Source organism: Streptomyces sp. NBC_00193 (assembly GCF_026342735.1).
GTDB classification, from domain to species: domain Bacteria; phylum Actinomycetota; class Actinomycetes; order Streptomycetales; family Streptomycetaceae; genus Streptomyces; species Streptomyces stoeckheimensis.
In genome coordinates this window covers 2,788,911-2,808,493 of sequence record NZ_JAPEMM010000001.1, presented here as the reverse complement: position 1 = coordinate 2,808,493, position 19,583 = coordinate 2,788,911, and the positions used below count along the sequence as shown (strand labels likewise).

At 70.1% G+C, this 19,583-nt stretch carries 19 protein-coding genes and 1 riboswitch; of the genes, 10 read left to right on the top strand and 9 right to left on the bottom strand.

All coding sequences use genetic code 11. The annotated features are described in order from the left end of the window. Nucleotides 1–232: 232 nt before the first annotated feature. On the top strand, nt 233–1,321 hold the full coding sequence (locus tag OG898_RS12390; RefSeq protein WP_266956761.1) for a glycosyltransferase: 1,089 nt from the start codon (nt 233–235) through the stop codon (nt 1,319–1,321). A gap of 100 nt (nt 1,322–1,421) precedes the next feature. On the opposite strand, the gene thiC is transcribed toward OG898_RS12390, so the two are convergent. Further along, nucleotides 1,422–3,209 carry a phosphomethylpyrimidine synthase ThiC gene (gene thiC / locus OG898_RS12385; RefSeq protein ID WP_250738591.1) on the bottom strand — a complete coding sequence of 596 codons (1,788 nt, stop codon included), beginning with the start codon at nt 3,207–3,209 and terminating at the stop codon, nt 1,422–1,424. Then, nucleotides 3,204–3,348: riboswitch (TPP riboswitch) on the bottom strand. It overlaps the preceding gene by 6 nt. Nucleotides 3,349–3,420: 72 nt before the next feature. Between thiC and OG898_RS12380 the strand changes: the two genes are divergently transcribed. Continuing rightward, the gene (locus OG898_RS12380) at nt 3,421–4,827 is read left to right on the top strand and encodes a YibE/F family protein (RefSeq protein ID WP_266956758.1); all 1,407 of its coding nucleotides are present in this window, start codon (nt 3,421–3,423) and stop codon (nt 4,825–4,827) included. 175 nt (nt 4,828–5,002) lie between these two features. Here the strand turns inward: OG898_RS12380 and OG898_RS12375 are convergent, their stop codons facing one another. The 4 genes from OG898_RS12375 to OG898_RS12360 all read right to left on the bottom strand — a co-directional run bounded on the left by OG898_RS12375 (nt 5,003) and on the right by OG898_RS12360 (nt 7,300). After that, the gene (locus tag OG898_RS12375; protein ID WP_243331178.1) at nt 5,003–5,452 is read right to left on the bottom strand and encodes an SsgA family sporulation/cell division regulator; all 450 of its coding nucleotides are present in this window, start codon (nt 5,450–5,452) and stop codon (nt 5,003–5,005) included. 97 nt (nt 5,453–5,549) lie between these two features. Beyond that, nucleotides 5,550–6,287, bottom strand: a complete 738-nt coding sequence (locus tag OG898_RS12370) for an IclR family transcriptional regulator (RefSeq protein WP_250738856.1) — start codon at nt 6,285–6,287, stop codon at nt 5,550–5,552. A gap of 291 nt (nt 6,288–6,578) precedes the next feature. Beyond that, entirely contained in the window at nt 6,579–6,797 is a 219-nt protein-coding gene (locus OG898_RS12365) for a DUF5326 family protein (protein ID WP_266960205.1), read from the bottom strand. A gap of 185 nt (nt 6,798–6,982) precedes the next feature. Next, nucleotides 6,983–7,300, bottom strand: coding sequence for a cupin domain-containing protein (locus tag OG898_RS12360; protein ID WP_250738593.1), 318 nt, complete (start codon nt 7,298–7,300; stop codon nt 6,983–6,985). A 90-nt stretch (nt 7,301–7,390) separates the two neighbouring features. Between OG898_RS12360 and OG898_RS12355 the strand changes: the two genes are divergently transcribed. From OG898_RS12355 to OG898_RS12340, 4 genes are all read left to right on the top strand, one after another. Beyond that, the gene (locus OG898_RS12355) at nt 7,391–7,771 is read left to right on the top strand and encodes a phage holin family protein (RefSeq protein WP_250738594.1); all 381 of its coding nucleotides are present in this window, start codon (nt 7,391–7,393) and stop codon (nt 7,769–7,771) included. A gap of 6 nt (nt 7,772–7,777) precedes the next feature. Continuing rightward, a complete protein-coding gene (locus OG898_RS12350) occupies nt 7,778–8,281 on the top strand; it encodes a low molecular weight protein-tyrosine-phosphatase (protein WP_266956755.1) in 504 nt (167 codons plus the stop codon). Continuing rightward, nucleotides 8,278–9,441 carry a cystathionine gamma-lyase gene (locus OG898_RS12345; RefSeq protein WP_250738596.1) on the top strand — a complete coding sequence of 388 codons (1,164 nt, stop codon included), beginning with the start codon at nt 8,278–8,280 and terminating at the stop codon, nt 9,439–9,441. Before OG898_RS12350 ends, OG898_RS12345 begins: the two co-directional genes overlap by 4 nt. A 118-nt stretch (nt 9,442–9,559) precedes the next feature. After that, entirely contained in the window at nt 9,560–10,039 is a 480-nt protein-coding gene (locus OG898_RS12340) for an NUDIX domain-containing protein (RefSeq protein ID WP_250738602.1), read from the top strand. A gap of 26 nt (nt 10,040–10,065) precedes the next feature. Here the strand turns inward: OG898_RS12340 and OG898_RS12335 are convergent, their stop codons facing one another. Next, nucleotides 10,066–11,277, bottom strand: a complete 1,212-nt coding sequence (locus OG898_RS12335; RefSeq protein WP_266956753.1) for a globin domain-containing protein — start codon at nt 11,275–11,277, stop codon at nt 10,066–10,068. Between the two features lie 121 nt (nt 11,278–11,398). After that, on the bottom strand, nt 11,399–12,049 hold the full coding sequence (locus OG898_RS12330) for an HAD family phosphatase (protein ID WP_250738604.1): 651 nt from the start codon (nt 12,047–12,049) through the stop codon (nt 11,399–11,401). 156 nt (nt 12,050–12,205) lie between these two features. Between OG898_RS12330 and OG898_RS12325 the strand changes: the two genes are divergently transcribed. Genes OG898_RS12325 through OG898_RS12315 form a run of 3 tightly spaced genes read left to right on the top strand, consistent with a single transcriptional unit; the run spans nt 12,206 to nt 14,803 of the window. Beyond that, nucleotides 12,206–13,093 carry a GNAT family N-acetyltransferase gene (locus tag OG898_RS12325; protein ID WP_250738605.1) on the top strand — a complete coding sequence of 296 codons (888 nt, stop codon included), beginning with the start codon at nt 12,206–12,208 and terminating at the stop codon, nt 13,091–13,093. Between the two features lie 17 nt (nt 13,094–13,110). Continuing rightward, nucleotides 13,111–13,575: a GNAT family N-acetyltransferase gene (locus OG898_RS12320; protein WP_250738606.1), complete on the top strand. Its 465-nt coding sequence runs from the start codon at nt 13,111–13,113 to the stop codon at nt 13,573–13,575. Nucleotides 13,576–13,627: 52 nt separating this feature from the next. Then, nucleotides 13,628–14,803, top strand: coding sequence for a winged helix DNA-binding domain-containing protein (locus tag OG898_RS12315; protein WP_266956750.1), 1,176 nt, complete (start codon nt 13,628–13,630; stop codon nt 14,801–14,803). 9 nt (nt 14,804–14,812) lie between these two features. Here OG898_RS12315 and OG898_RS12310 read toward each other — a convergent pair whose 3' ends face one another. Both OG898_RS12310 and dnaB read right to left on the bottom strand, forming a co-directional pair. Next, nucleotides 14,813–16,198 carry a serine hydrolase gene (locus tag OG898_RS12310; protein ID WP_266956748.1) on the bottom strand — a complete coding sequence of 462 codons (1,386 nt, stop codon included), beginning with the start codon at nt 16,196–16,198 and terminating at the stop codon, nt 14,813–14,815. 10 nt (nt 16,199–16,208) lie between these two features. After that, the gene (gene dnaB / locus OG898_RS12305) at nt 16,209–17,672 is read right to left on the bottom strand and encodes a replicative DNA helicase (RefSeq protein WP_266960203.1); all 1,464 of its coding nucleotides are present in this window, start codon (nt 17,670–17,672) and stop codon (nt 16,209–16,211) included. A gap of 452 nt (nt 17,673–18,124) precedes the next feature. Between dnaB and OG898_RS12300 the strand changes: the two genes are divergently transcribed. After that, nucleotides 18,125–19,462, top strand: a complete 1,338-nt coding sequence (locus OG898_RS12300; protein WP_266956746.1) for an MATE family efflux transporter — start codon at nt 18,125–18,127, stop codon at nt 19,460–19,462. Nucleotides 19,463–19,583 lie beyond the last annotated feature (121 nt).

The window sequence follows — 19,583 nt, the reverse complement described above, 5'->3', positions numbered from 1 at the left end:
TGCGAGTTCGAACGTCCTTGGGACCTACGGACGGAGCCGCCCGGATCTTGAGATGACCGGGATGTTTATCAGTAGAACGGCTTATCAGACACCTCCGAACGGATGCGCCGCAGCCCACCGGCCGGTAGCGCCACCGGCGTGCCGCCGCCCCATCGGCACCCGCACTCCCTAACGTCGCCCGCGATCCGTCCGACGAGAGGGTGCTGCGGTGAGGCCGACCATCTGTCTGAACATGATCGTCAAGAACGAGGCGCCGACGATCCGGAAGTGCCTGGAGTCGGTGCGCCCCCTGATCGACACCTGGGTGATCGTGGACACGGGTTCCACCGACGGCACCCAGGACGTCATCCGGGACTGCTTCGCCGACCTGCCCGGCACGCTCCACGACCGGCCGTGGAAGGGTTTCGACGGCAGCCGCACCGAGGCGATCGAACTCGCGCGCTCCAGCGCGGACTACCTGCTGTTCATCGACGGCGACGACGAGATGCAGATCCAGCCCGGGTTCCGCATGCCGGACCTGACCCTCGACGCGTACCAGGTGGCGCTGCACGACGGTCCGATCGTGCACTGGCGGCCGGCGCTGGTCGCCACCCGGCTGCCCTGGCGGTACGTGGGCGTGCTCCACGAGTACATCGACTGCGGCACCGAGTACGGCCGCGACGTGATCGAGGGCTTCAACATCCTCTCCGTCGGCGGTGGGGGCCGCCTCCGCGAAGAAGGTCAGCGAGCGAAGTACCTGCGCGATGCGGAGGTACTCACCGAAGGCCTCGCGAAGGAACCCGACAACACCCGCTACGCCTTCTACCTGGCCCAGAGCTGGCGCGACGCGGGAGAGCCGGAGAAGTCCCTCGACGCCTACGACCGCCGGGTGGCCATGGGCGGCTGGGCCGAGGAGACCTACTGCGCGCAGCTCTACGCCGCACGGCTCGCGGTCACCCTCAAGAGGCCGTCGGCCGAGGTGATGGACCGCTACCTGCGGGCACACGAGAGCCGGCCCTCACGCGCCGAGGCCCTCGGCGACCTCGCCCGGCTCTGCCGCCTCGAAAACCGCTGGCCTCTCGCCTACTTGTTCGCCCGGCAGGCAGTACGGGTGCCGTCCCCGGACGACATCCTCTTCGTCGAGTTCGCCTGGCACGACTGGCGCGCACTCGACGAACTCGCCGTGGCCGCCTACTGGACCGGGGAGTACCAGGAGTCCTTGGACTGCTGCGAGCTCCTGCTCCAGGGCGGCAAGCTGCCCGACGACCAGCAGGACCGGGTCCTCGCGAACCTCGAATTCGCACGGCGCAAGCTGGGCGTGGCCTCCCGGGCCTTCGCCTGACGGCCTTCGCCCGAACGTCCACCCCCGTAATACCCCAACGGACGGCCCGCGACTCCCCCCTCGGTGTCGCGGGCCGTCCGTGTGTACCGGTGGCGGGAGGTCAGTCCGCCAGCGGCAGGTACACGCGGTTGCCCGCGGCCGCGAACTCGGCGGACTTCTCCGCCATGCCCGCCTCGATCTCCTCGGCGCCCAGGTCGCCACCGTGCTGGCGGCGGATGTCCTGGGAGATCTTCATCGAGCAGAACTTCGGACCGCACATGGAGCAGAAGTGCGCGGTCTTGGCCGGCTCGGCCGGGAGGGTCTCGTCGTGGAACTCACGGGCCGTGTCCGGGTCGAGGGCCAGGTTGAACTGGTCCTCCCAGCGGAACTCGAACCGCGCGTCCGACAGGGCGTCGTCCCATTCCTGGGCGCCCGGGTGGCCCTTGGCCAGGTCCGCCGCGTGGGCCGCGATCTTGTACGTGATGACACCGGTCTTCACGTCGTCGCGGTTCGGCAGGCCCAGGTGCTCCTTGGGCGTGACGTAGCAGAGCATCGCAGTGCCCCACCAGGCGATCATCGCGGCGCCGATGCCCGAGGTGATGTGGTCGTACGCGGGCGCGACGTCGGTGGTCAGCGGGCCGAGCGTGTAGAACGGCGCCTCCTCGCAGATCTCCTGCTGAAGGTCGATGTTCTCCTTGATCTTGTGCATCGGGACGTGCCCGGGGCCCTCGATCATCGTCTGCACGTTGTAACGCTTGGCGATGGTGTTCAGCTCGCCCAGCGTCTTCAGCTCCGCGAACTGCGCCGCGTCGTTCGCGTCCGCGATGGAACCGGGGCGCAGGCCGTCACCCAGGGAGTACGTGACGTCGTACGCCGCGAGGATCTCGCAGAGCTCCTCGAAGTTCGTGTAGAGGAAGTTCTCCTTGTGGTGCGCCAGGCACCAGGCGGCCATGATCGAGCCGCCGCGCGAGACGATGCCGGTCTTGCGGCGCGCGGTCAGCGGCACGTACGACAGCAGCACGCCGGCGTGGACCGTCATGTAGTCGACGCCCTGCTCGGCCTGCTCGATGACCGTGTCCTTGTAGATCTCCCAGGTCAGTTCCTCGGCCTTGCCGTCGACCTTCTCCAGCGCCTGGTACAGCGGCACGGTGCCGATCGGCACGGGGGAGTTGCGCAGCACCCACTCGCGGGTGGTGTGGATGTTGCGGCCGGTCGAGAGGTCCATGACCGTGTCGGCGCCCCACTTGGTCGCCCAGGTCATCTTGTCCACCTCCTCCTCGATCGAGGAGGTGACCGCGGAGTTGCCGATGTTGGCGTTGACCTTCACCAGGAACCGCTTGCCGATGATCATCGGCTCGATCTCGGGGTGGTTCACGTTGACCGGCATGACCGCGCGACCTGCGGCGATCTCCTCGCGGACGACCTCGGGGGAGACGTTCTCGCGGATCGCGACGTACTCCATCTCCGGGGTGATCTCGCCCCGGCGGGCGTACGCGAGCTGCGTGACCGCGGCCCCGCCACGGCCGCGGCGGGGCTGGCGCGGACGGCCCGGGAAGACCGCGTCGAGGTTCTTGAGGCCACCGCGGGGCGAGGTGTGCTTGATGCCGTCGTCCTCGGGGCGCACGGGGCGGCCCGCGTACTCCTCGGTGTCGCCGCGGCTGATGATCCAGTTCTCGCGCAGCGGCGGCAGGCCCCGGCGCACGTCGGTCTCGATCTGCGGGTCGGTGTACGGACCGGACGTGTCGTAGAGCGTCACGTCCTTGCCGTTGGTGAGGTGGACCTGGCGGACCGGCACCCGGATGTCGGGGCGGGAGCCCGCCACGTAGCCCTTGTGCCAGCCCGGCTGGCGCTCGGTCTGGCCGTCGGCGTCCTGGCTGACGGCAGGCGTGCGTGCGTCCTGAATGGTCATGAGACCTAATCTCCCTACGCCGGCATTACCCGGTAACAGGTTCGGCGGTCGACGCAGCCTCCTCCCGTACGCATATTCGAATGCGAACGGTGATCAGCGCCCTCTCAGCCCGGTGCTCCGAGCTCCCGCGTTGTGCAAAGTAGCCCCCACGCTAGCGTCATGTGTGGCGTGCTGAACAGTGGGCCCCCTCATCTGTTGCGATGATCAGTCAGTGACGTCCTCGCCGCAGCCCCCCACCGAGCCCACGGATCCCGCTGGTCACGCAGGCCACGCCGGCCACGCGCACGCGGAACCCGGTCACTCGCCCGCCCCCTCTGCCGGACACTCCCACGGCCATGCGCACAGCCATGGCCCGGCGGCCCCCGTCTCGAAGCACCTGCGCAAGGTGATCGCGGCCGTGCTGATCCCCTTCGCCGCCGCCGTCGTGATCGGCATGGTGGTGCTCTGGCCCGGTGGCGCGCCGGGCCACGAGCGCACCGGGGTCGGCTTCGACCGGCAGACCCAGCAGGGCACGGTCGTCGCACTGCAGAACGTCGACTGCAAATCCGTGAACGCCGCGCAGGTGCCGCCCACCGGCGACACCTCCACCCCCGAGGGGCGCGAGGCCCTGGCCGCGCAGAACGGCGAGTGCAAGAAGGCCACGATCAAGGTCGGCAGCGGGCCCGACAAGGGCCGCGAGTTCGTCGAGATCGTCCAGCCGGGCGCACCACGGCAGTTGACGGACGGGCAGGGCGTGGTGGTCGCCTACGCCCCGGACGCGCCCCGGGATCTCCAGTACTCCGTGATCGACGTGAACCGCAAGCTGCCGATGGCCCTGCTCGCCGGCATCTTCGCCCTCTCGGTGATCATCGTCGGGCGGATGCGCGGGCTGTTCGCGCTCATCGCCCTCGTCGTCAGCTTCGCCGTGCTGACCCTCTTCATCCTCCCGGCGATCCTGCAGGGTTCGAATCCGCTGGTCGTGGCCGTGGTCGGAGCCAGCGCGATCATGCTGATCGCGCTGTACATGTGCCACGGACTGACGGCCCGCACCTCGGTCGCGGTCCTCGGCACCATCATCTCGCTGCTGCTGATCGGCCTGCTGGGCTCGCTGTTCATCGACTGGGCGTTCCTCAGCGGCAACACGGACGACAACACCGGGCTGATCCACGGGCTCTACCCGAACATCGACATGAGCGGTTTGCTGCTTGCTGGTGTCATCATCGGATCGCTCGGCGTACTCGACGACGTGACCGTCACTCAGACCTCGGCGGTGTGGGAACTCCACCAGGCCGACCCGTCGATGGGCCCGCGCGGGCTCTACCGGGCGGGCATCCGCATCGGGCGGGACCACATCGCCTCAGTGGTCAACACGCTGGTACTGGCCTACGCGGGCGCGGCGTTGCCGCTGCTCCTGCTGTTCTCGATCGCGAACAGCAGCATGGGGTCGGTGGCCAACAGCGAGCTGGTCGCGGAAGAGATCGTACGAACCCTCGTGGGCTCGATCGGACTGGTGGCCTCGGTACCCGTGACGACGGCCCTGGCCGCGCTGGTGGTGTCCGCGGACCGCGCGCAATCCCCGGCGGCCACAGCGGCCTCGGGGCCGCTCCGCGGCGGCCGGGGCCGGCGACGCAAGCGCTGAAAGGCGGACCGGCGGGCGCGACGGGTCAGTTCGCGCAGGCGGCCGGTCGTGAGGAACGGCAAGGTGGAGCGCTCAGCGCGTCGGCACGCTGAGCCGTGGTCATGCAGGTTGATCCGGACGGTGCGTTGACGCTTGCCGGCAGACCCTGGTCAGGAGGTGTCCGGCCGGGCTCGCGTCAGCCCGCGTTCTGCTCGTTCTGCTGCGATTCCGCGAGGATCTTGTCGAGCGCCTCGTCGAGGTTCTCCTCGAAGTCCCCGAGGTTGCGCTCCTGGCCGAGCGGAACGATCCGGTCGGTACGGTCGAGGAACGCCACGAGTGGCGCCGCGCTGGCGCGGAAGAGAGCCCGGTCTGCACCTACTTGCAGCCGGATGTGGACATCGGACAGTTCCTCCGGATCGGTCGGGGCGATGTGGACATCGCCGTCACCGCACGGCTTGTTGATGCCGTCGAGAAGGAGCTCCCGGCCGAACGCCCAGGTCACGGGCGCATCTCCGGGAAGGTGGAAGGTCAGGCGGACTGCGTAGGGGTCACGAGCGTCGTACCGGAGTTCCACCGGGATCCGGAACGAGAGCTCCTCGGAAACGAGGAAACTCATCATGACCTCTGCCTGTACCGACTCGCGCATTGCCTACCCCGCTGTAGTGGAAGTGGCCAGGAATGATCCCCCAAGGCCCTCTTGACAAGAGTGGTGTAAGCGCTTGCAGATCACAAGGAGTGAGTTTTCAGATACTGATAGAGAACGAGAGGGTGCTCAACAGCGCGCCTACTTCACTCCGTAGCCGATCGACCGCATACAGCAATCGATTTTCCTGGTGCAGAGGGAGAGAAATCGCCATCGTCGCGGCGGTGTCGCCGGCCGTGATGGGGATGGCCGCGCACACCGTACCCAGGGCGTATTCCTGCCGCTCGGTCACCGGCTGCATCCGCTCCATGGAGCTGATCCGCTGCTCCAGAGCCTGGAGATCCCGCACGGTGTAGGCGGTGATGGCCTCGACCGGATGACGGTCGTAGTAGTCCTTGCGCGCCTTCTCGTCGAGCTGGCCGAGCAGGCACTGCCCGATGGCGTGCGCGTGGCCGGTCTCGCGGAAGTCGGCCCACTCTTCGCAGGCCGGGTTCGCCGGGGTGTCCGAGACGCCCACGACCTCGATCTCACCCTCGCGGTAGACGGCGAAGTAGACGGGGGCCCCGACCGCGTCGCGGAAGTGCGCGAGAGAGTCGAGGATCATGCTGCGACGTTTCTGCTGAAGCCCGCCACCGGCCAGTCGGCCCGCGGCGTCCCCCAGGACGAAGACTCCGCTCTCCCGTCGCAGATAGCCCTCGTGCGTCAGGGTGCGCAGCAGGTGGTACGCAGTGGGAAGCGGGAGCCCGGCCTCGCGCGCCAGTTGTTTCGCCGGGGCTCCCTCACTATGGGAACCCACCGCTTCGAGCAGCCTCAGTGCCCGCTGCACCGAACCGATCAGAGTCGGCACACCGGCATTGTGAACCGAAGACAAAGCTCACCCCCAGGCGTGGCGGCGAGCCTTGGGGGGGCCCGCCCTGCGGGGGCCGCCCCCGCGTGTGCCGTGACTCCTGGGGGTCGTGCTCGGCGGCTGTAACAAAGAACCGCAGGTCAGAGCGGTAGTACCGGCGTTCGGTGCCCAGGGAACGGCACAGATTGCCACTCTATCCGCCGATTCCCGGGCTGTGAGCGGTTTGGCGCTTCACGTTCCCTCAGCTGGGTTAATCCCGCTGTGACCCTGGTTGTGCCAGTTCTACCACTCCCCGGCGGAGGACTTCGACTCGGTGCCCTTGAACTTCCTGACGACGAAGATCAGACCTCCGACGAGGGCCACGAGGAGCAGCGCCTTGAACAGGAAGCCGATCAGCGCACCGATGATGCTGGTGATCACGCCACCGAAGACGAACAGCACCAGCAGCGGAACGGCGACCCACTTGACCCACCAGGGCATGCCCTCGAATATCGCTCGGATGCCTTCCATGTCCTCGACCTCTTCTTCCTAGTCCGTCTAGCCGGTGAACTCCTGCTCTCGATGCTAGGAGGCCAGGGCCCTCGGCGGGGGCCCGCGAGCCCTCGTAGTCCCCTGATCCGACCCCTAGGGGGACAGGGCTGCGGACCCTCAGTGCCCCTCAGTGGCGCTCAGTCCCCGGGGGGCGTTCACCCTTCCGGCGGAGAGAAGACGACCATCACCTTCAGGTTCTCGGTGATGTGGTGGAACTTGTGCGGCACCCCGGCCGGCACGTAGACCACGCTCCCGTTGGCGACCATCGTCGTCTCCTCCCCGACGGTGATCGAGGCCCGGCCGCTCACGACGAAGTACACCTCGTCCTGGCCGTGGGGCTGTTGGGGGTCGCTCTGCCCGGCGTCCAGCGCGTACAGCCCGACCGACATGTTCCGCTCGCGCAGGAACTGCAGGTAGGCACCCTTGTTCGCGGCCCGCTCGGCCTCGAGCTCGTCCAGCCGGAAGGCCTTCATCTTCTTCGTACCCCTTGTGCTCTCTCGTCCGGCAAGCATCCGCAGATCAGCTGATGTTCCACCGGGACCATCTCTGCAACGATCAGACACATGACGAATTTCGTAGTCAAGACCCTCGCCAACGCGGCAGCCCTCGGCGTCGCCATCTGGCTCGTCTCGGGCATCACGCTGGACGACGGCAGCAGCACGGGCCGTCAAGCGCTCTCCCTGATCCTGGTCGCGCTGATCTTCGGCCTGGTCAACCTCATCGTCAAGCCCGTGGTGAAGCTGCTCTCGCTGCCGCTGTTCGTCCTCACCCTCGGCCTGTTCACCATCGTGGTGAACGCGGCGATGCTGCTGCTGACCTCGTGGCTGGCCAAGCAGTTCGACCTCAGCTTCCACGTCGACAACTTCTTCTGGTCGGCGATCGCCGGCGCCCTGATCGTCTCCATCGTCTCCTGGGCCCTGAACATGGTCCTCGACAGGGACTGAAGCCGAGTGCCCAAGTACCGCGTGTGCTTCGTCTGCACCGGCAACATCTGCCGCTCGCCCATGGCCGAGTCGGTCTTCCGCTCCCACGTGGCCGACGCCGGGCTCTCGGGCCTGGTCGAGGTGGACAGCGCCGGCACCGGCGGCTGGCACGAGGGTGACGGGGCCGACCCGCGCACCGTGGCCGTCCTGGAGGCCGCCGGTTACGAGCCGGGCCACCGGGCCCGGCAGTTCCGGGCCTCCTGGTTCGCCGGCCTCAACCTCGTCATCGCCCTCGACGCCGGGCACCTGCGTGACCTGAGGGCGCTCGCCCCCACCCCCGAGGACGCCGCCAAGGTCCGGCTGCTGCGGTCCTACGACCCGGCGGCCTCCGCCGCCCAGACCGACGTACCGGACCCCTACTACGGCCCCCTCGACGGATTCGAGGAGTGCCTGCAGCTGGTCGAGGCCGCGAGCCCCGGCCTGCTGGCCGCCGTGAGCGAAGCCGTGAAGGAGAAGGAGCACACCCCATGAGCGCCCCCGACCCCGTGCCGCCGAGGGCGGAACGGCTCGGCGACGGCACCGTCGCCGTCCGCGCCGGTCTGCCGGAGCCCGTGAAGAACGAGCCTCCGCTGCCCGGCCCCGTCTTCGCCGCCCACTTCCACCTTCCGGGCGACGTCGAGGGCCCCTACGCCTACGGCCGCGACACCAACCCCACCTGGACCCTGCTGGAGCGGGCCATCGGGGAGCTGGAGGCCCCCGGCCTGGACGGGGCCGACACGGTCGTCTTCGCCTCCGGCATGGCCGCGGTCTCCGCCGTCCTGCTCTCCCAGGCGCGCGCCGGCGAGACCGTTGTCCTCCCGGACGACGGCTACCAGGCCCTGCCCCTCGTACGGGAACAGCTGGAGGCGTACGGGGTCCACGTGCGCACCGCCCCCACCGGCGAGGACGCCCAGCTCTCGGTACTCGACGGGGCCCGGCTGCTGTGGCTGGAAACCCCGTCCAACCCGGGGCTCGACGTCTGCGACGTACGGCGCCTCGTGGACGCGGCGCACGCCGGCGGAACCCTCGTCGCCGTCGACAACACCCTCGCGACCCCGCTCGGCCAGCGCCCCCTCGAACTGGGTGCCGACTTCTCGGTGGCCAGCGGCACCAAGGGGCTGACCGGCCACGGCGACGTGCTGCTCGGTTACGTCGTCTGCCGCAACGCCGAGCTGGCCGCGGGCATCCGCCGCTGGCGCAAGGTGGTCGGCGCGATCCCCGGGCCCATGGAGGCCTGGCTCGCCCACCGTTCCCTGTCCACCATCCAGCTGCGCGCGCAGCGCCAGTGGGCCAACGCGCTCGCCGTCGCCGAGGCCCTCGCCGACCGCGCTGACGTCACCGGGCTGCGCTACCCGGGCCTGCCGTCGGACCCGTCCCACAAGACGGCCGCGCGTCAGATGCGGGGCTTCGGCTCCGTGGTCTCCTTCACCCTGGCCGACCGCGCACACGCGGAACGGTTCATGGCCGCCCTGCGGCTCGTCGAGGACGCCACCAGTTTCGGAGGCGTGCGCTCCACCGCGGAGCGCCGCGGGAGGTGGGGCGGCGACGCCGTCCCGGAGGGCTTCATCCGCTTCTCCGCAGGGGCCGAGGACACCGAGGACCTGGTCGCGGACGTGCTGCGGGCACTCGACCTGGCGGCCGCTAAGAGCTGACCGGCCGCCCGAAGGCGGTCCGAGCACGCCGTCCGGCGGCTCGGACCGCCCGGATCCCCGACCGGCGGGTTTCACCCGGACGCGTTTCAGAAGCGGAAGTCTGGGCCACTCTTCTCCCATGACCGAACGTCCAGTGGTCAAACGCACCGCCCGCGCGATCCTGCTCGACGGTGACGACCTGATCCTCATCAAGCGGACCAAACCCGGCGTCGACCCGTACTGGCTCACTCCCGGCGGGGGCGTCGAGTCCTCGGACCTGACCGTCGTCGACGCCCTCCACCGAGAACTCCACGAGGAACTCGGCGCGAAGATCACCGATGTCGTGCCCTGCTTCGTCGACACCATCGAGCACATCGCCGACGGGGGAGTGACCGGCGTCAAGGTGCAGCACTTCTTCGTCTGCCACCTCGAATCCATGGACCCCAGCCAGCGGCACGGCCCCGAGATCGACGAGCCGGAAGGCGAGTACGAGATCGTCCGCGTGCCCTTCAGCCGCGTCGGCATCGCCGCGGTGCACCTCGTCCCGCTGTCCCTGCGCCACTACCTCGACGGCAACATCGAGGGCGTGCGCGCCATGCACGCCCCCGACCTGGGCTGACCCACCTCACGCGGGCGCCGCCGCAATCAGCCGGCGACGCCCGCCAGTTCCTCCACCTCGTCGTGCCGGATCCGGTCACCGGGGATCCCGATCCTCTTCAGCGCGTCCACCCCGCTGCGGATCATCGCGGCCGGCCCCGAGACGAACGCGTCGTACGAGCTCCAGGGCCCGTGGGTACCGACGGCCTGCGGCAGTTGTCCGGCGAGCCCCTCGTCACACACCACCGGGCGCACCGACAGCCAGGGGTGCGAGCGCTGCAGCCCCAGCAGCGTGTCCTTGTCGTACAGGTCGTCGTCGCTGCGCGCCCCGAAGAACACCTCCACCGGACGCCGCTCCCCGTGCTCGGCCACGTCCTCGATCAGCGCCTTGATCGGGGCGATTCCCGTGCCACCGCCCAGGCACAGCATTCCGTTGTCGGTGCTGTGGTCGACCACCATCGATCCCGCCGGGGGCCCGAGCCGCAGCACGTCGCCTGGCCGGGCGTGCCGGACGAGCGCGTTGGAGACCCATCCCGCCGGTACGGCCTTGACGTGGAAGGACAGCAGTCCGTCCCCGCGCGGCGCCGAGGCGAAGGAGTAGTGCCGCCAGACCCGCGGCCACCACGGGGTCTCCAGGCTCGTGTACTGGCCCGCGAGGAAGGGGTAGGGCTGGTCGGGGCGGACGGTGATCACCGCGATGTCGGAGGTGCGCAGATCGTGGGAGACCACCTCCGCGTGCCACCACGGCGGTGCCTTCGGCTCGTCCTCGGACGCCGCGTCGATCATGATCTGGGAGATCGCGGTGTACGCCCGGACCCAGGCGGCCTCGGTCTCCGGCCCCCAGGTGGACTCCGCGTACTTGGCCAGCGCCCCGATCAGGGCCTCTCCGACCGGCGGATAGTGCTCCGGCCGGGTCCCGTACTTGCGGTGCCCCGTACCCAGCCGGCGCAGGTAGGCGGTGAGCACCTCGGGGTTGTCGATGTGCTCGGCGGCCGTCAGCAGCGCCTTCAGCAGCCGGTCGCGCTGTACGTCCATCGCGGCGGGGAACAGCCCCCGGAGATCGGGGTACCCCGTGAACACGACGGCGTAGAAGTAGGAGGTCACCTTGTCGGCGACGGGTGCGATCTCCGCGAGGGTCCGGCGGATGAGAACGGCATCGGGTGAGGGCTCGGGCGCACTGTCCCCGGACGGTATCCGGGACGGCCCCCGTCTTGCCGATCTGGTGGGCGGAGCGTCCATGCGGTGCCTCGCTTCGAGCATCTCGGTAGGTCTGCACACGCCACGGCCTTCGAATCCGTGGTTCCGGGTTTCACAGCGTGCCAGTCCGCCCCAGAGCCTGCGGGGAAATGCGGGAAATCCGCGTTTCGAACCCACTTTCCCCTTAAGATGCCTCAACTCCCATGCGCGCCACCCCTGTCAGCTGGTATGCCTCCCGCAGGTCCCGGCCCTCGTAGACGTGCGTCGCCCGCTCCACCAGGTAGGGCCGGGCATTCACGGCGACCGAAACCGGGACCACCTCGAAGAGCGCCACGTCGGTGCTGGAGTCCCCGTACGCCACACAGTCGGCCCGGGTCACGCCGAACCGCGCGCACAGCTGGTCGGCGACGGTGACCTTCCCCTCCGGCGTGAGGATCCCGGCCACGTCCACCGGCCGGGTGAAGGGCACTTCCGGGAAGACCGAGCCGTGTGCGGCGTGCGCGCCCCACTCCAGCAGGAGCTCCACGAAGAACGACGGCGACAGCGAGATCACCGCGCAGTATTCCCCGCGCTCCCGGATCTCCCGCCAGACCTCCTGGATCCCCAGCAGCCACGGAGCCGCGTCGAACGCCGCCCGGACGTGCGCCGGGGTCAGATCCGCCCAGAGCCGCTGGATGGCCGTCGCGAACTCGTACGGCTGGAGCTCCAGCGCGGCGAAGGACCGCTCCAGCGCGGCGATCTCATTGCTCAGCCCGAGCTGGCGGGACATCTCGACGGGCGACGACGTGCCGTACATCAGCGTTCCGTCGAGGTCGAACAGGTGAAGGCGGGTCATAGCCATCGAGGCTAGTCCCTATGTTTCACGTGAAACAGCGCCCCGCCCCGGACGGCGCACACGGCGGCGGGGCGATGTTTCACGTGAAACATCGCCCCAAAACATGCACCCCAAATCCCCTGGACCGGGTCCCGGTCCATGAACCACTCTGAGGCCGTGACACCACCCCATCTCACCGCCCTCCCCATCCGCGCACTGACCGTGGACGACCTCCGCCACTGCGCCGATCTCTCAGAAGACCGCGGCTGGCCCCGCGAGGACCACAAGTGGGGGCTGCTGCTCGCCGCCGGACACGGCTACGGCATCGACGCCCCCGACGGCCTGGGACTCGCCACGGTCTGCGTGGTCACCCGCTACGGACCTCCGCTGGCCGATCCCGAACTCGCCGCCATCGGCATGGTCCTGGTCGCCGAGCGCTACGCCCGCCAGGGTCTGGGCCGGCGCCTGATGACGTACGTCTGCAACGACGTCCTCAAGGGCGTACCGATCACCCTGCACGCCACCCCGTACGGCCGCCCCCTCTACGAGGAGCTCGGCTTCGACACCACCGGCCGCGCCGAGATGCTCCGGGGCTCCTTCAGCCCGGATGCCGCCGCTCTCGCGCAGGACGGAATCCGCGTCCGGCCCGCCGGTGGCGAGGACATCCCGCGGATCCTGCTGCTGGACGCCGAGGTCTTCGGCGCCGACCGGACCCATCTGGTCACCCGGCTGCCGGCCTTCACGGACCGGCTGCTCGTCGCCGAGGACCCGTCCGGCGAGCTGATCGGCTACGGAGCCATCTGGCCGAACATGGAGACCCATGTCATCGGACCGCTGGTCGCCCGCGACACCGACGTGGCCCGCGCCCTGGTCACCGCCCTCGCGGCGGCCACCGACCGGCCCCTGCGCACCGATGTCGACGTACGCCACGAAGAGCTGCTCGGCTGGCTCAAGGACCGTGGCCTCGGCTCCGTGGCCTTCAATGCCGTGATGACCCGGGACATCCCCGCCCTTCCCGGTGACTGGACCCGCCGCTGGGCTCCGCTCACCGTCGCGGCCGGCTGAGCCGGGAGGATCGGACCATGACCGACACCAGCTCCGACCTGCTCATCCGGCCGGCCACCGAGGAGGACCTGCCTGCGATCGTCGCGATGCTCGCGGACGACCCGCTCGGCGCCACCCGGGAGTCCCCTGACGACCTCACCCCGTACGTGGCGGCGCTCAAGCGGCTGACGGACGATCCCCACCAGCATGTGGTCGTCGCCGTCCGTGCGGGCCACGTCGTCGGCACCCTCCAGCTGACGATCGTCCCCGGGCTCTCCCGCAAGGGGAGCACCCGTTCGATCATCGAGGGCGTACGCGTCCACGCCGACGAACGCGGCAGCGGACTGGGCACCCGGTTCATCGAATGGGCGATCGAGCGGTCCCGTGCGGAGAACTGCGCACTCGTCCAGCTCACCTCGGACGTGAGCCGCACCGACGCCCACCGCTTCTACGAGCGGCTCGGCTTCACCGCTTCCCACGTCGGGTTCAAGCTCCAGCTCTGAGCCCCCCGTGTGGGCCGGGTCGCCGTCTGCGGCCCGGCCTACGATCGGGAAGATGAGCAGCCTCCCCCTCATCACCGCCGCGGAGCGCCGCCGCCGCCTCGGCCGCCGCCACCGCCTCGCGCCGTCGGCCCGCGCCGCGACCGTGCCCGAGGCGGCGGACGCAGTGATCGGCCTGCACGCCACCGATGCCTCGACCGTCTTCCTCTCGGCCCGGGCCCGGCTGACCGAAGGCGGGCCCGAAATGGTCGAACGGGCCCTGTACGAGGACGTGAGCCTCGTACGGCTGCTCAGCATGCGCCGTACGCTCTTCGCCGTTTCCACCGAGCTCGCCCCGTACGTCGACTCCTCCACCGCGCGGGCCATCGCCGCGAAGGAGCGCCGGAACTTCCTCAAACGACTCGCCGACGACGGTCACGGCCTCGACGCGGACTGGCTGGCCGGGGCGGAGAGCGCCACGCTCGACGCCCTGGACAGCCACGGGCCCTCCACCGGCAGCCAGCTCTCGGCGGCCGTACCCGTACTGCGCCGGAAGGTCACCGTCGAGCGGGGCGGGAAGTACGAGGCGGAGGTCGGCGTCGCCACCCACGTCATCCGGCTGCTCGCCGCCGACGGCCGCATCCGCCGGGACCGGCCCCGGGGATCGTGGACTTCCAGCCAGTACCGCTGGGTCCACACCGAGCCCTGGCCCGCCGTGCCGCCGGCCGAGGCCCGCGCCGAGCTGGCCCGCCGCTGGCTCCGGTCCTACGGTCCGGCCACCGAGGCCGACCTCAAGTGGTGGACGGGCTGGACCCTCACCGACGCGCGCAAGGCCCTTGCCGCGGTCGGCCCCGACACGGTCCGGCTCGACGACGGCACCACCGCGCTCGTCAGCCCCGGTGACACCGGGCCCGAACCCGAGCAGGAGCCCTGGACCGCCCTGCTGCCCGCCCTCGACCCGAGCGCGATGGGCTGGGCGGACCGGGGCTTCCACCTCGACCCCGCCCACCGCCCGGCCCTCTTCGACTACGCCGGCAACATCGGCCCCACCGTGTGGTGGAACGGCCGGATCGTCGGCGGCTGGGCCCAGCGCGCCGGCGGAGAGATCGTCCACCGGCTGCTGGGCGACCCCGGCGGCGAAGCCGAGCGGGCCATCGCCGCCGAGGCCGACCGGCTCGCCGCCTGGGTGGGCGAGGCCCGCATCACCCCGCGCATGCGCACCCCGCTGGAGCGTGAACTCGCAGCGGGGTGAGGGGGTCCGCTAGCCGATGCCCCGCCAGCCCTGCGGGTCGACCCCGCCGGGCACCGGCGCCTGCGGGTCGTAGGGCTCGCGGGTGAACACGAACGAGCCGAGGTCGAGGTGGCTCACCGATCCGTCCGGCCGCCGTACGGCCCGCAGCGACTCGCCCGCGTAGTAGCCGCCCAGTCCGGTCCAACTGCCGTCCGGCTCGGGCCGGAAACGCGCGGACCGACCGCTGCCACCCACCGGGCCCAGCTCCAGGGATCCGTCGTAGGTCAGCCGTACGGCCTGGGCCGACGTGCCCCAGTACCAGGGGCCGCAGAGCTCCAGCGCGACGGGATCGGCCTCCCGCAGCGGCCGCCACGGCTCGGGGATCCGCGGCTCCGCCTCGGCGACGATGCCCACCAGTTCGGCCGCCAGCGTCGAAGCGGGCAGCCCCGAGGTGCAGTTGGCCAGCACCACCGCGGCCACGTCGTCCGCCTCGCTCAGCCACAGCCCGGCGAGGAAGCCGGGCAGCGAGCCGCTGTGGCCCGCGAGCCGGCGCCCGCCGTTCAGCGTCAGCTGCATCCCGAGCCCGTATCCGAGGTCGGCGAGGCCCGGCTCCGGGGGAGTGGCCGAGGTCCGCATCTCCCGTACGGACTCCGCGCTCAGCACGCGCGCGTCGCCCCGTACGAGGAAGGCGGCGAACTTCGCCAGATCGCCGGTGGTGGACCACAGCTGGCCGGCCGGGGCCATGAGCCCGAGGTCCTCCAGGGGCTCCGGCATCATCACGTCCGCCCACGGGTGCACCGCCCAGCCGCCGGCGTGCGGGGCCACCGGCTGCGCCGTCGTGCGCTCCAGCCCCAGCGGCTCCAGCACCTCGGCGCGGAGCACGTCCTCCCACGGCCGTGCGCGGACGGCTTCCACGAGCGAACCGAGCAGGGTGTAGCCGGGGTTGGAGTAGTGGTGGCGCCGTCCGGGCTCGAAGCGGAAGGGGTGCTCGCCCAGGACGTCCGAGAGCTCCGGCCGCAGCGTGCCCGCCGTGCGCTCCCACCATTCGCCGGGCGTCTCCGCCGCCAGCCCGGCCGTATGGGAGAGCAGTTGCCCCACCGTCACCTCGCCGACTCCGGTTCCCGGAAGGAACTTCTCGACCGGGTCGCCCAGTTCCAGCAGGCCCTCGTCCCGCAGCCGCATCACCAGCACGGCGGTGAACGTCTTGGTGATCGACCCGATCCGGTACTGCACGTTTCCGTCTGGACCGTGCCCCTCGACCATGGTCCGTGACCCCTCCCAGACCACCTCGCCGCCCCGAACCACGGTCGCCACCAGGGACGGAGCCCGCCCTTCGCGCTGCGCCACCGCGATCCGGTGGCTCAGCGCACGCCGGGTCGCGGGCAGCAGGACAAGTTCTTCAGATACGGCATCCATGGGGCGGATGCTACGTGTTGGCCATGTCCACGAACCGTGAATAGTGGCCCTGGAAGGCCACGGTGATGGTGGCCGTCGGGCCGTTACGGTGCTTCGCCACGATCAGGTCCGCCTCACCCGCTCGGGGGGACTCCTTCTCGTACGCGTCCTCGCGGTGCAGCAGGATCACCATGTCGGCGTCCTGCTCGATCGAGCCGGACTCACGCAGGTCGGAGACCATCGGCTTCTTGTCGGTGCGCTGCTCGGGACCACGGTTCAGCTGGGACAGCGCGATCACCGGGACCTCCAGCTCCTTCGCCAGGAGCTTGAGGTTTCGGGACATGTCCGAGACCTCCTGCTGGCGGCTCTCGGGCCGGCGCGAGCCGCCCGACTGCATCAGCTGGAGGTAGTCGATGACGACGAGCGACAGGTCGCTGCGCTGCTTGAGGCGGCGGCACTTGGCCCGGATCTCCATCATCGACAGGTTCGGGGAGTCGTCGATGTAGAGCGGGGCGGCGGAGACGTCCGGCATCCGGCGGGCCAGCCGGGTCCAGTCGTCGTCCGTCATCGTGCCGGAGCGCATGTGGTGCAGGGCCACCCTGGCCTCCGCCGAGAGCAGGCGCATCGCGATCTCGTTGCGCCCCATTTCGAGGGAGAAGATGACGCTGGGCAGATTGGCCTTGATGGAACAGGCACGGGCGAAGTCCAGCGCGAGGGTGGACTTACCCATGGCGGGACGGGCCGCGATGACGATCATCTGGCCCGGGTGCAGACCGTTGGTCAGCGAGTCCAGGTCCGTGAAGCCGGTCGGGACGCCCGACATCTGGCCGCTGCGCGATCCGATCGCCTCGATCTCGTCGAGGGCGCCCTCCATGATGTCGCCGAGCGGCAGGTAGTCCTCGGAGGTCCGCTGCTCGGTGACGGCGTAGATCTCGGCCTGGGCGCTGTTGACGATCTCGTCGACGTCCCCGTCGGCGGCGTAGCCCATCTGCGTGATCTTCGTACCGGCCGCGACCAGGCGGCGCAGGACCGCCCGCTCGTGGACGATCTCCGCGTAGTACTCGGCGTTGGCCGCGGTGGGGACCGACTGGACGAGGGTGTGGAGGTACGGGGCCCCGCCGATCTTGCTGATCTCACCGCGCCGCGTCAGCTCGGCGCTGACGGTGATCGGGTCGGCCGGCTCTCCCTTGGCGTACAGGTCGAGGATCGCCTGGTAGATCGTCTCGTGCGACGGACGGTAGAAGTCGTGCCCCTTCAGCACCTCGACCACGTCGGCGATGGCGTCCTTGGACAGCAGCATGCCGCCCAGGACGGACTGCTCGGCGTCGAGGTCCTGGGGCGGGACCCGCTCGAAGCCGCCGCCCCCGCCGTCCCAGGAGCCGCCCTCGCGGCCCCGATCGCTCTGTTCGTCCGCGCGGCCACGGCCTTCGCCGTTGCGGCGCGGACGGGCGGGCAGACGGTCACCTGGACCGCTGTCGGCCCAGGGGTCGTCCATGGGCTCGGACATGCTCACCGGGCCGCCTCCTCCCGTCCGCAACGCGGACCTTGCCGTGTCACTCTTTCTACGACACGGCTCTGACATTTGGGGCACCCGAATCGGCTCTCGGCGAGTCGGACAACGCACCACGGTAGGGCCGCGAGCGACGTCAGCCAATCTTGTTATCCACAGGCTGTGTGGATGAGGTGTGGATGACGGCGCCAATGCTGTGGGTAACTCCCCGGAAGCTGTGCACGGACCGGGGGACGGCGCTGTGGACAAAATCACCTGCCCCACCCACTTACCCCACCTGACCTGGCATTTCTTCCTCCACCGGCTGTGGGGAAGAAAATTCTTGGCCACTGTCTCAAGATCGCCTCCAACGAGGCGGGACGAACGCTCGAATCGGCGTAACGGTAAGGATCCAAGGGGCCTTGCGTCTATTACCTGTGGAAGATTAGATTGAGCACATGAGACAGGCCCCCACCGCACCGAAGGCTGCCCCGAGACGGCACGACCGCGAGATCCTCGCACTCGCCGCCCCCGCCTTCGGCGCCCTCGTCGCCGAACCCCTCTTCGTGCTGGCCGACAGTGCCATCGTGGGCCACCTCGGCACACCCCAGCTGGCCGGTCTCGGCATCGCGGCCGCACTGCTCACCACGGCCGTGAGCATCTTCGTCTTCCTCGCCTACGCCACCACCGCCGCCGTGGCCCGCCGCGTCGGCGCGGGCGACCTCCAGGCCGCCATCCGGCAGGGCATGGACGGCATCTGGCTCGCCCTGCTCCTCGGCGCGGCCGTCGTCGCCGTCGTGCTGCCCACGGCTCCCACCCTGGTCTCCTTCTTCGGGGCCTCCGACACCGTCGCCCCGTACGCGATCACCTACCTGCGGATCTCGGCCCTCGGCATCCCCGCGATGCTCGTGGTGCTCGCCGCCACCGGTGTCATCCGCGGCCTCCAGGACACCCGGACCCCGCTCTACGTCGCGATCGGCGGCTTCGCCCTCAACGGAGGCCTGAACGTCGCCCTCGTCTACGGGGCCGGCCTCGGCATCGCCGGCTCCGCCTGGGGCACCGTGATCGCCCAGTGCGCCATGGCCGCCGCCTACCTGGTCGTGGTCGTCCGGGGCGCCCGCAGGCACGGCGCCTCCCTGAAGCCCGACGCCGAGGGCATCCGGGCCTGCGCGCAGGCCGGCGCGCCCCTGCTGGTCCGCACCCTGTCCCTGCGGGCCGTCCTGCTGATCGCGACCGCCGTGGCCGCACGCCTCGGGGACGCCGACATCGCCGCCCACCAGATCCTGCTCTCTCTGTGGAGCCTGCTCGCCTTCGCCCTCGACGCGATCGCGATCGCAGGTCAGGCCATCATCGGCCGCTACCTCGGCGCGGGCGACACGGAGGGGGCCAAGGCCGTGTGCCGCCGCATGGTGCAGTGGGGGATCGCCTCCGGCATCGTCCTGGGCCTCCTCGTGATCGCGGCCCGCCCGGTGTTCATCCCGCTCTTCACCAGCGACCCCGCCGTCGAGGACGCCCTCCTGCCGGCCCTGCTCGTGGTGGCCGTCTCGCAGCCCGTCTCCGGCATCGTCTTCGTCCTCGACGGCGTCCTGATGGGCGCGGGCGACGGCCGCTACCTGGCCTGGGCCATGCTGCTGACCCTGGCCGTCTTCACCCCCGCCGCCCTGCTCGTACCGGCCCTGGGCGGCGGGCTGACGGCCCTCTGGTGCGCCATGACCCTGATGATGCTGGTCCGGATGGTCACCCTCCAGCTGCGGGCCCGCTCGGGCCGCTGGATGGTCGCCGGAGCCACGCGCTAGACCTCAGCGGAACCGGGACAGGCTTGAGGCAGCCCCGGGGGCGATGTTTCACGTGAAACATCGCCCGTCCGCGACCTCTGTTTCACGTGAAACAACGAAGAAGGGCCGCACCCCCACAGGG

What these genes read in the sequence shown, in the direction of transcription:
- OG898_RS12390 (WP_266956761.1), top strand. Translation starts at nt 233, where the DNA reads ATGATCGTCAAGAACGAGGCGCCGACGATCCGGAAGTGCCTGGAGTCG.
- thiC (WP_250738591.1), bottom strand. Translation starts at nt 3,209, where the DNA reads ATGACCATTCAGGACGCACGCACGCCTGCCGTCAGCCAGGACGCCGAC.
- OG898_RS12375 (WP_243331178.1), bottom strand. Translation starts at nt 5,452, where the DNA reads ATGCGCGAGTCGGTACAGGCAGAGGTCATGATGAGTTTCCTCGTTTCC.
- OG898_RS12360 (WP_250738593.1), bottom strand. Translation starts at nt 7,300, where the DNA reads ATGAAGGCCTTCCGGCTGGACGAGCTCGAGGCCGAGCGGGCCGCGAAC.
- OG898_RS12355 (WP_250738594.1), top strand. Translation starts at nt 7,391, where the DNA reads ATGACGAATTTCGTAGTCAAGACCCTCGCCAACGCGGCAGCCCTCGGC.
- OG898_RS12345 (WP_250738596.1), top strand. Translation starts at nt 8,278, where the DNA reads ATGAGCGCCCCCGACCCCGTGCCGCCGAGGGCGGAACGGCTCGGCGAC.
- OG898_RS12340 (WP_250738602.1), top strand. Translation starts at nt 9,560, where the DNA reads ATGACCGAACGTCCAGTGGTCAAACGCACCGCCCGCGCGATCCTGCTC.
- OG898_RS12335 (WP_266956753.1), bottom strand. Translation starts at nt 11,277, where the DNA reads ATGCTCGAAGCGAGGCACCGCATGGACGCTCCGCCCACCAGATCGGCA.
- OG898_RS12330 (WP_250738604.1), bottom strand. Translation starts at nt 12,049, where the DNA reads ATGACCCGCCTTCACCTGTTCGACCTCGACGGAACGCTGATGTACGGC.
- OG898_RS12320 (WP_250738606.1), top strand. Translation starts at nt 13,111, where the DNA reads ATGACCGACACCAGCTCCGACCTGCTCATCCGGCCGGCCACCGAGGAG.
- OG898_RS12315 (WP_266956750.1), top strand. Translation starts at nt 13,628, where the DNA reads ATGAGCAGCCTCCCCCTCATCACCGCCGCGGAGCGCCGCCGCCGCCTC.
- OG898_RS12310 (WP_266956748.1), bottom strand. Translation starts at nt 16,198, where the DNA reads ATGGATGCCGTATCTGAAGAACTTGTCCTGCTGCCCGCGACCCGGCGT.
- dnaB (WP_266960203.1), bottom strand. Translation starts at nt 17,672, where the DNA reads ATGGACGACCCCTGGGCCGACAGCGGTCCAGGTGACCGTCTGCCCGCC.
- OG898_RS12300 (WP_266956746.1), top strand. Translation starts at nt 18,125, where the DNA reads ATGAGACAGGCCCCCACCGCACCGAAGGCTGCCCCGAGACGGCACGAC.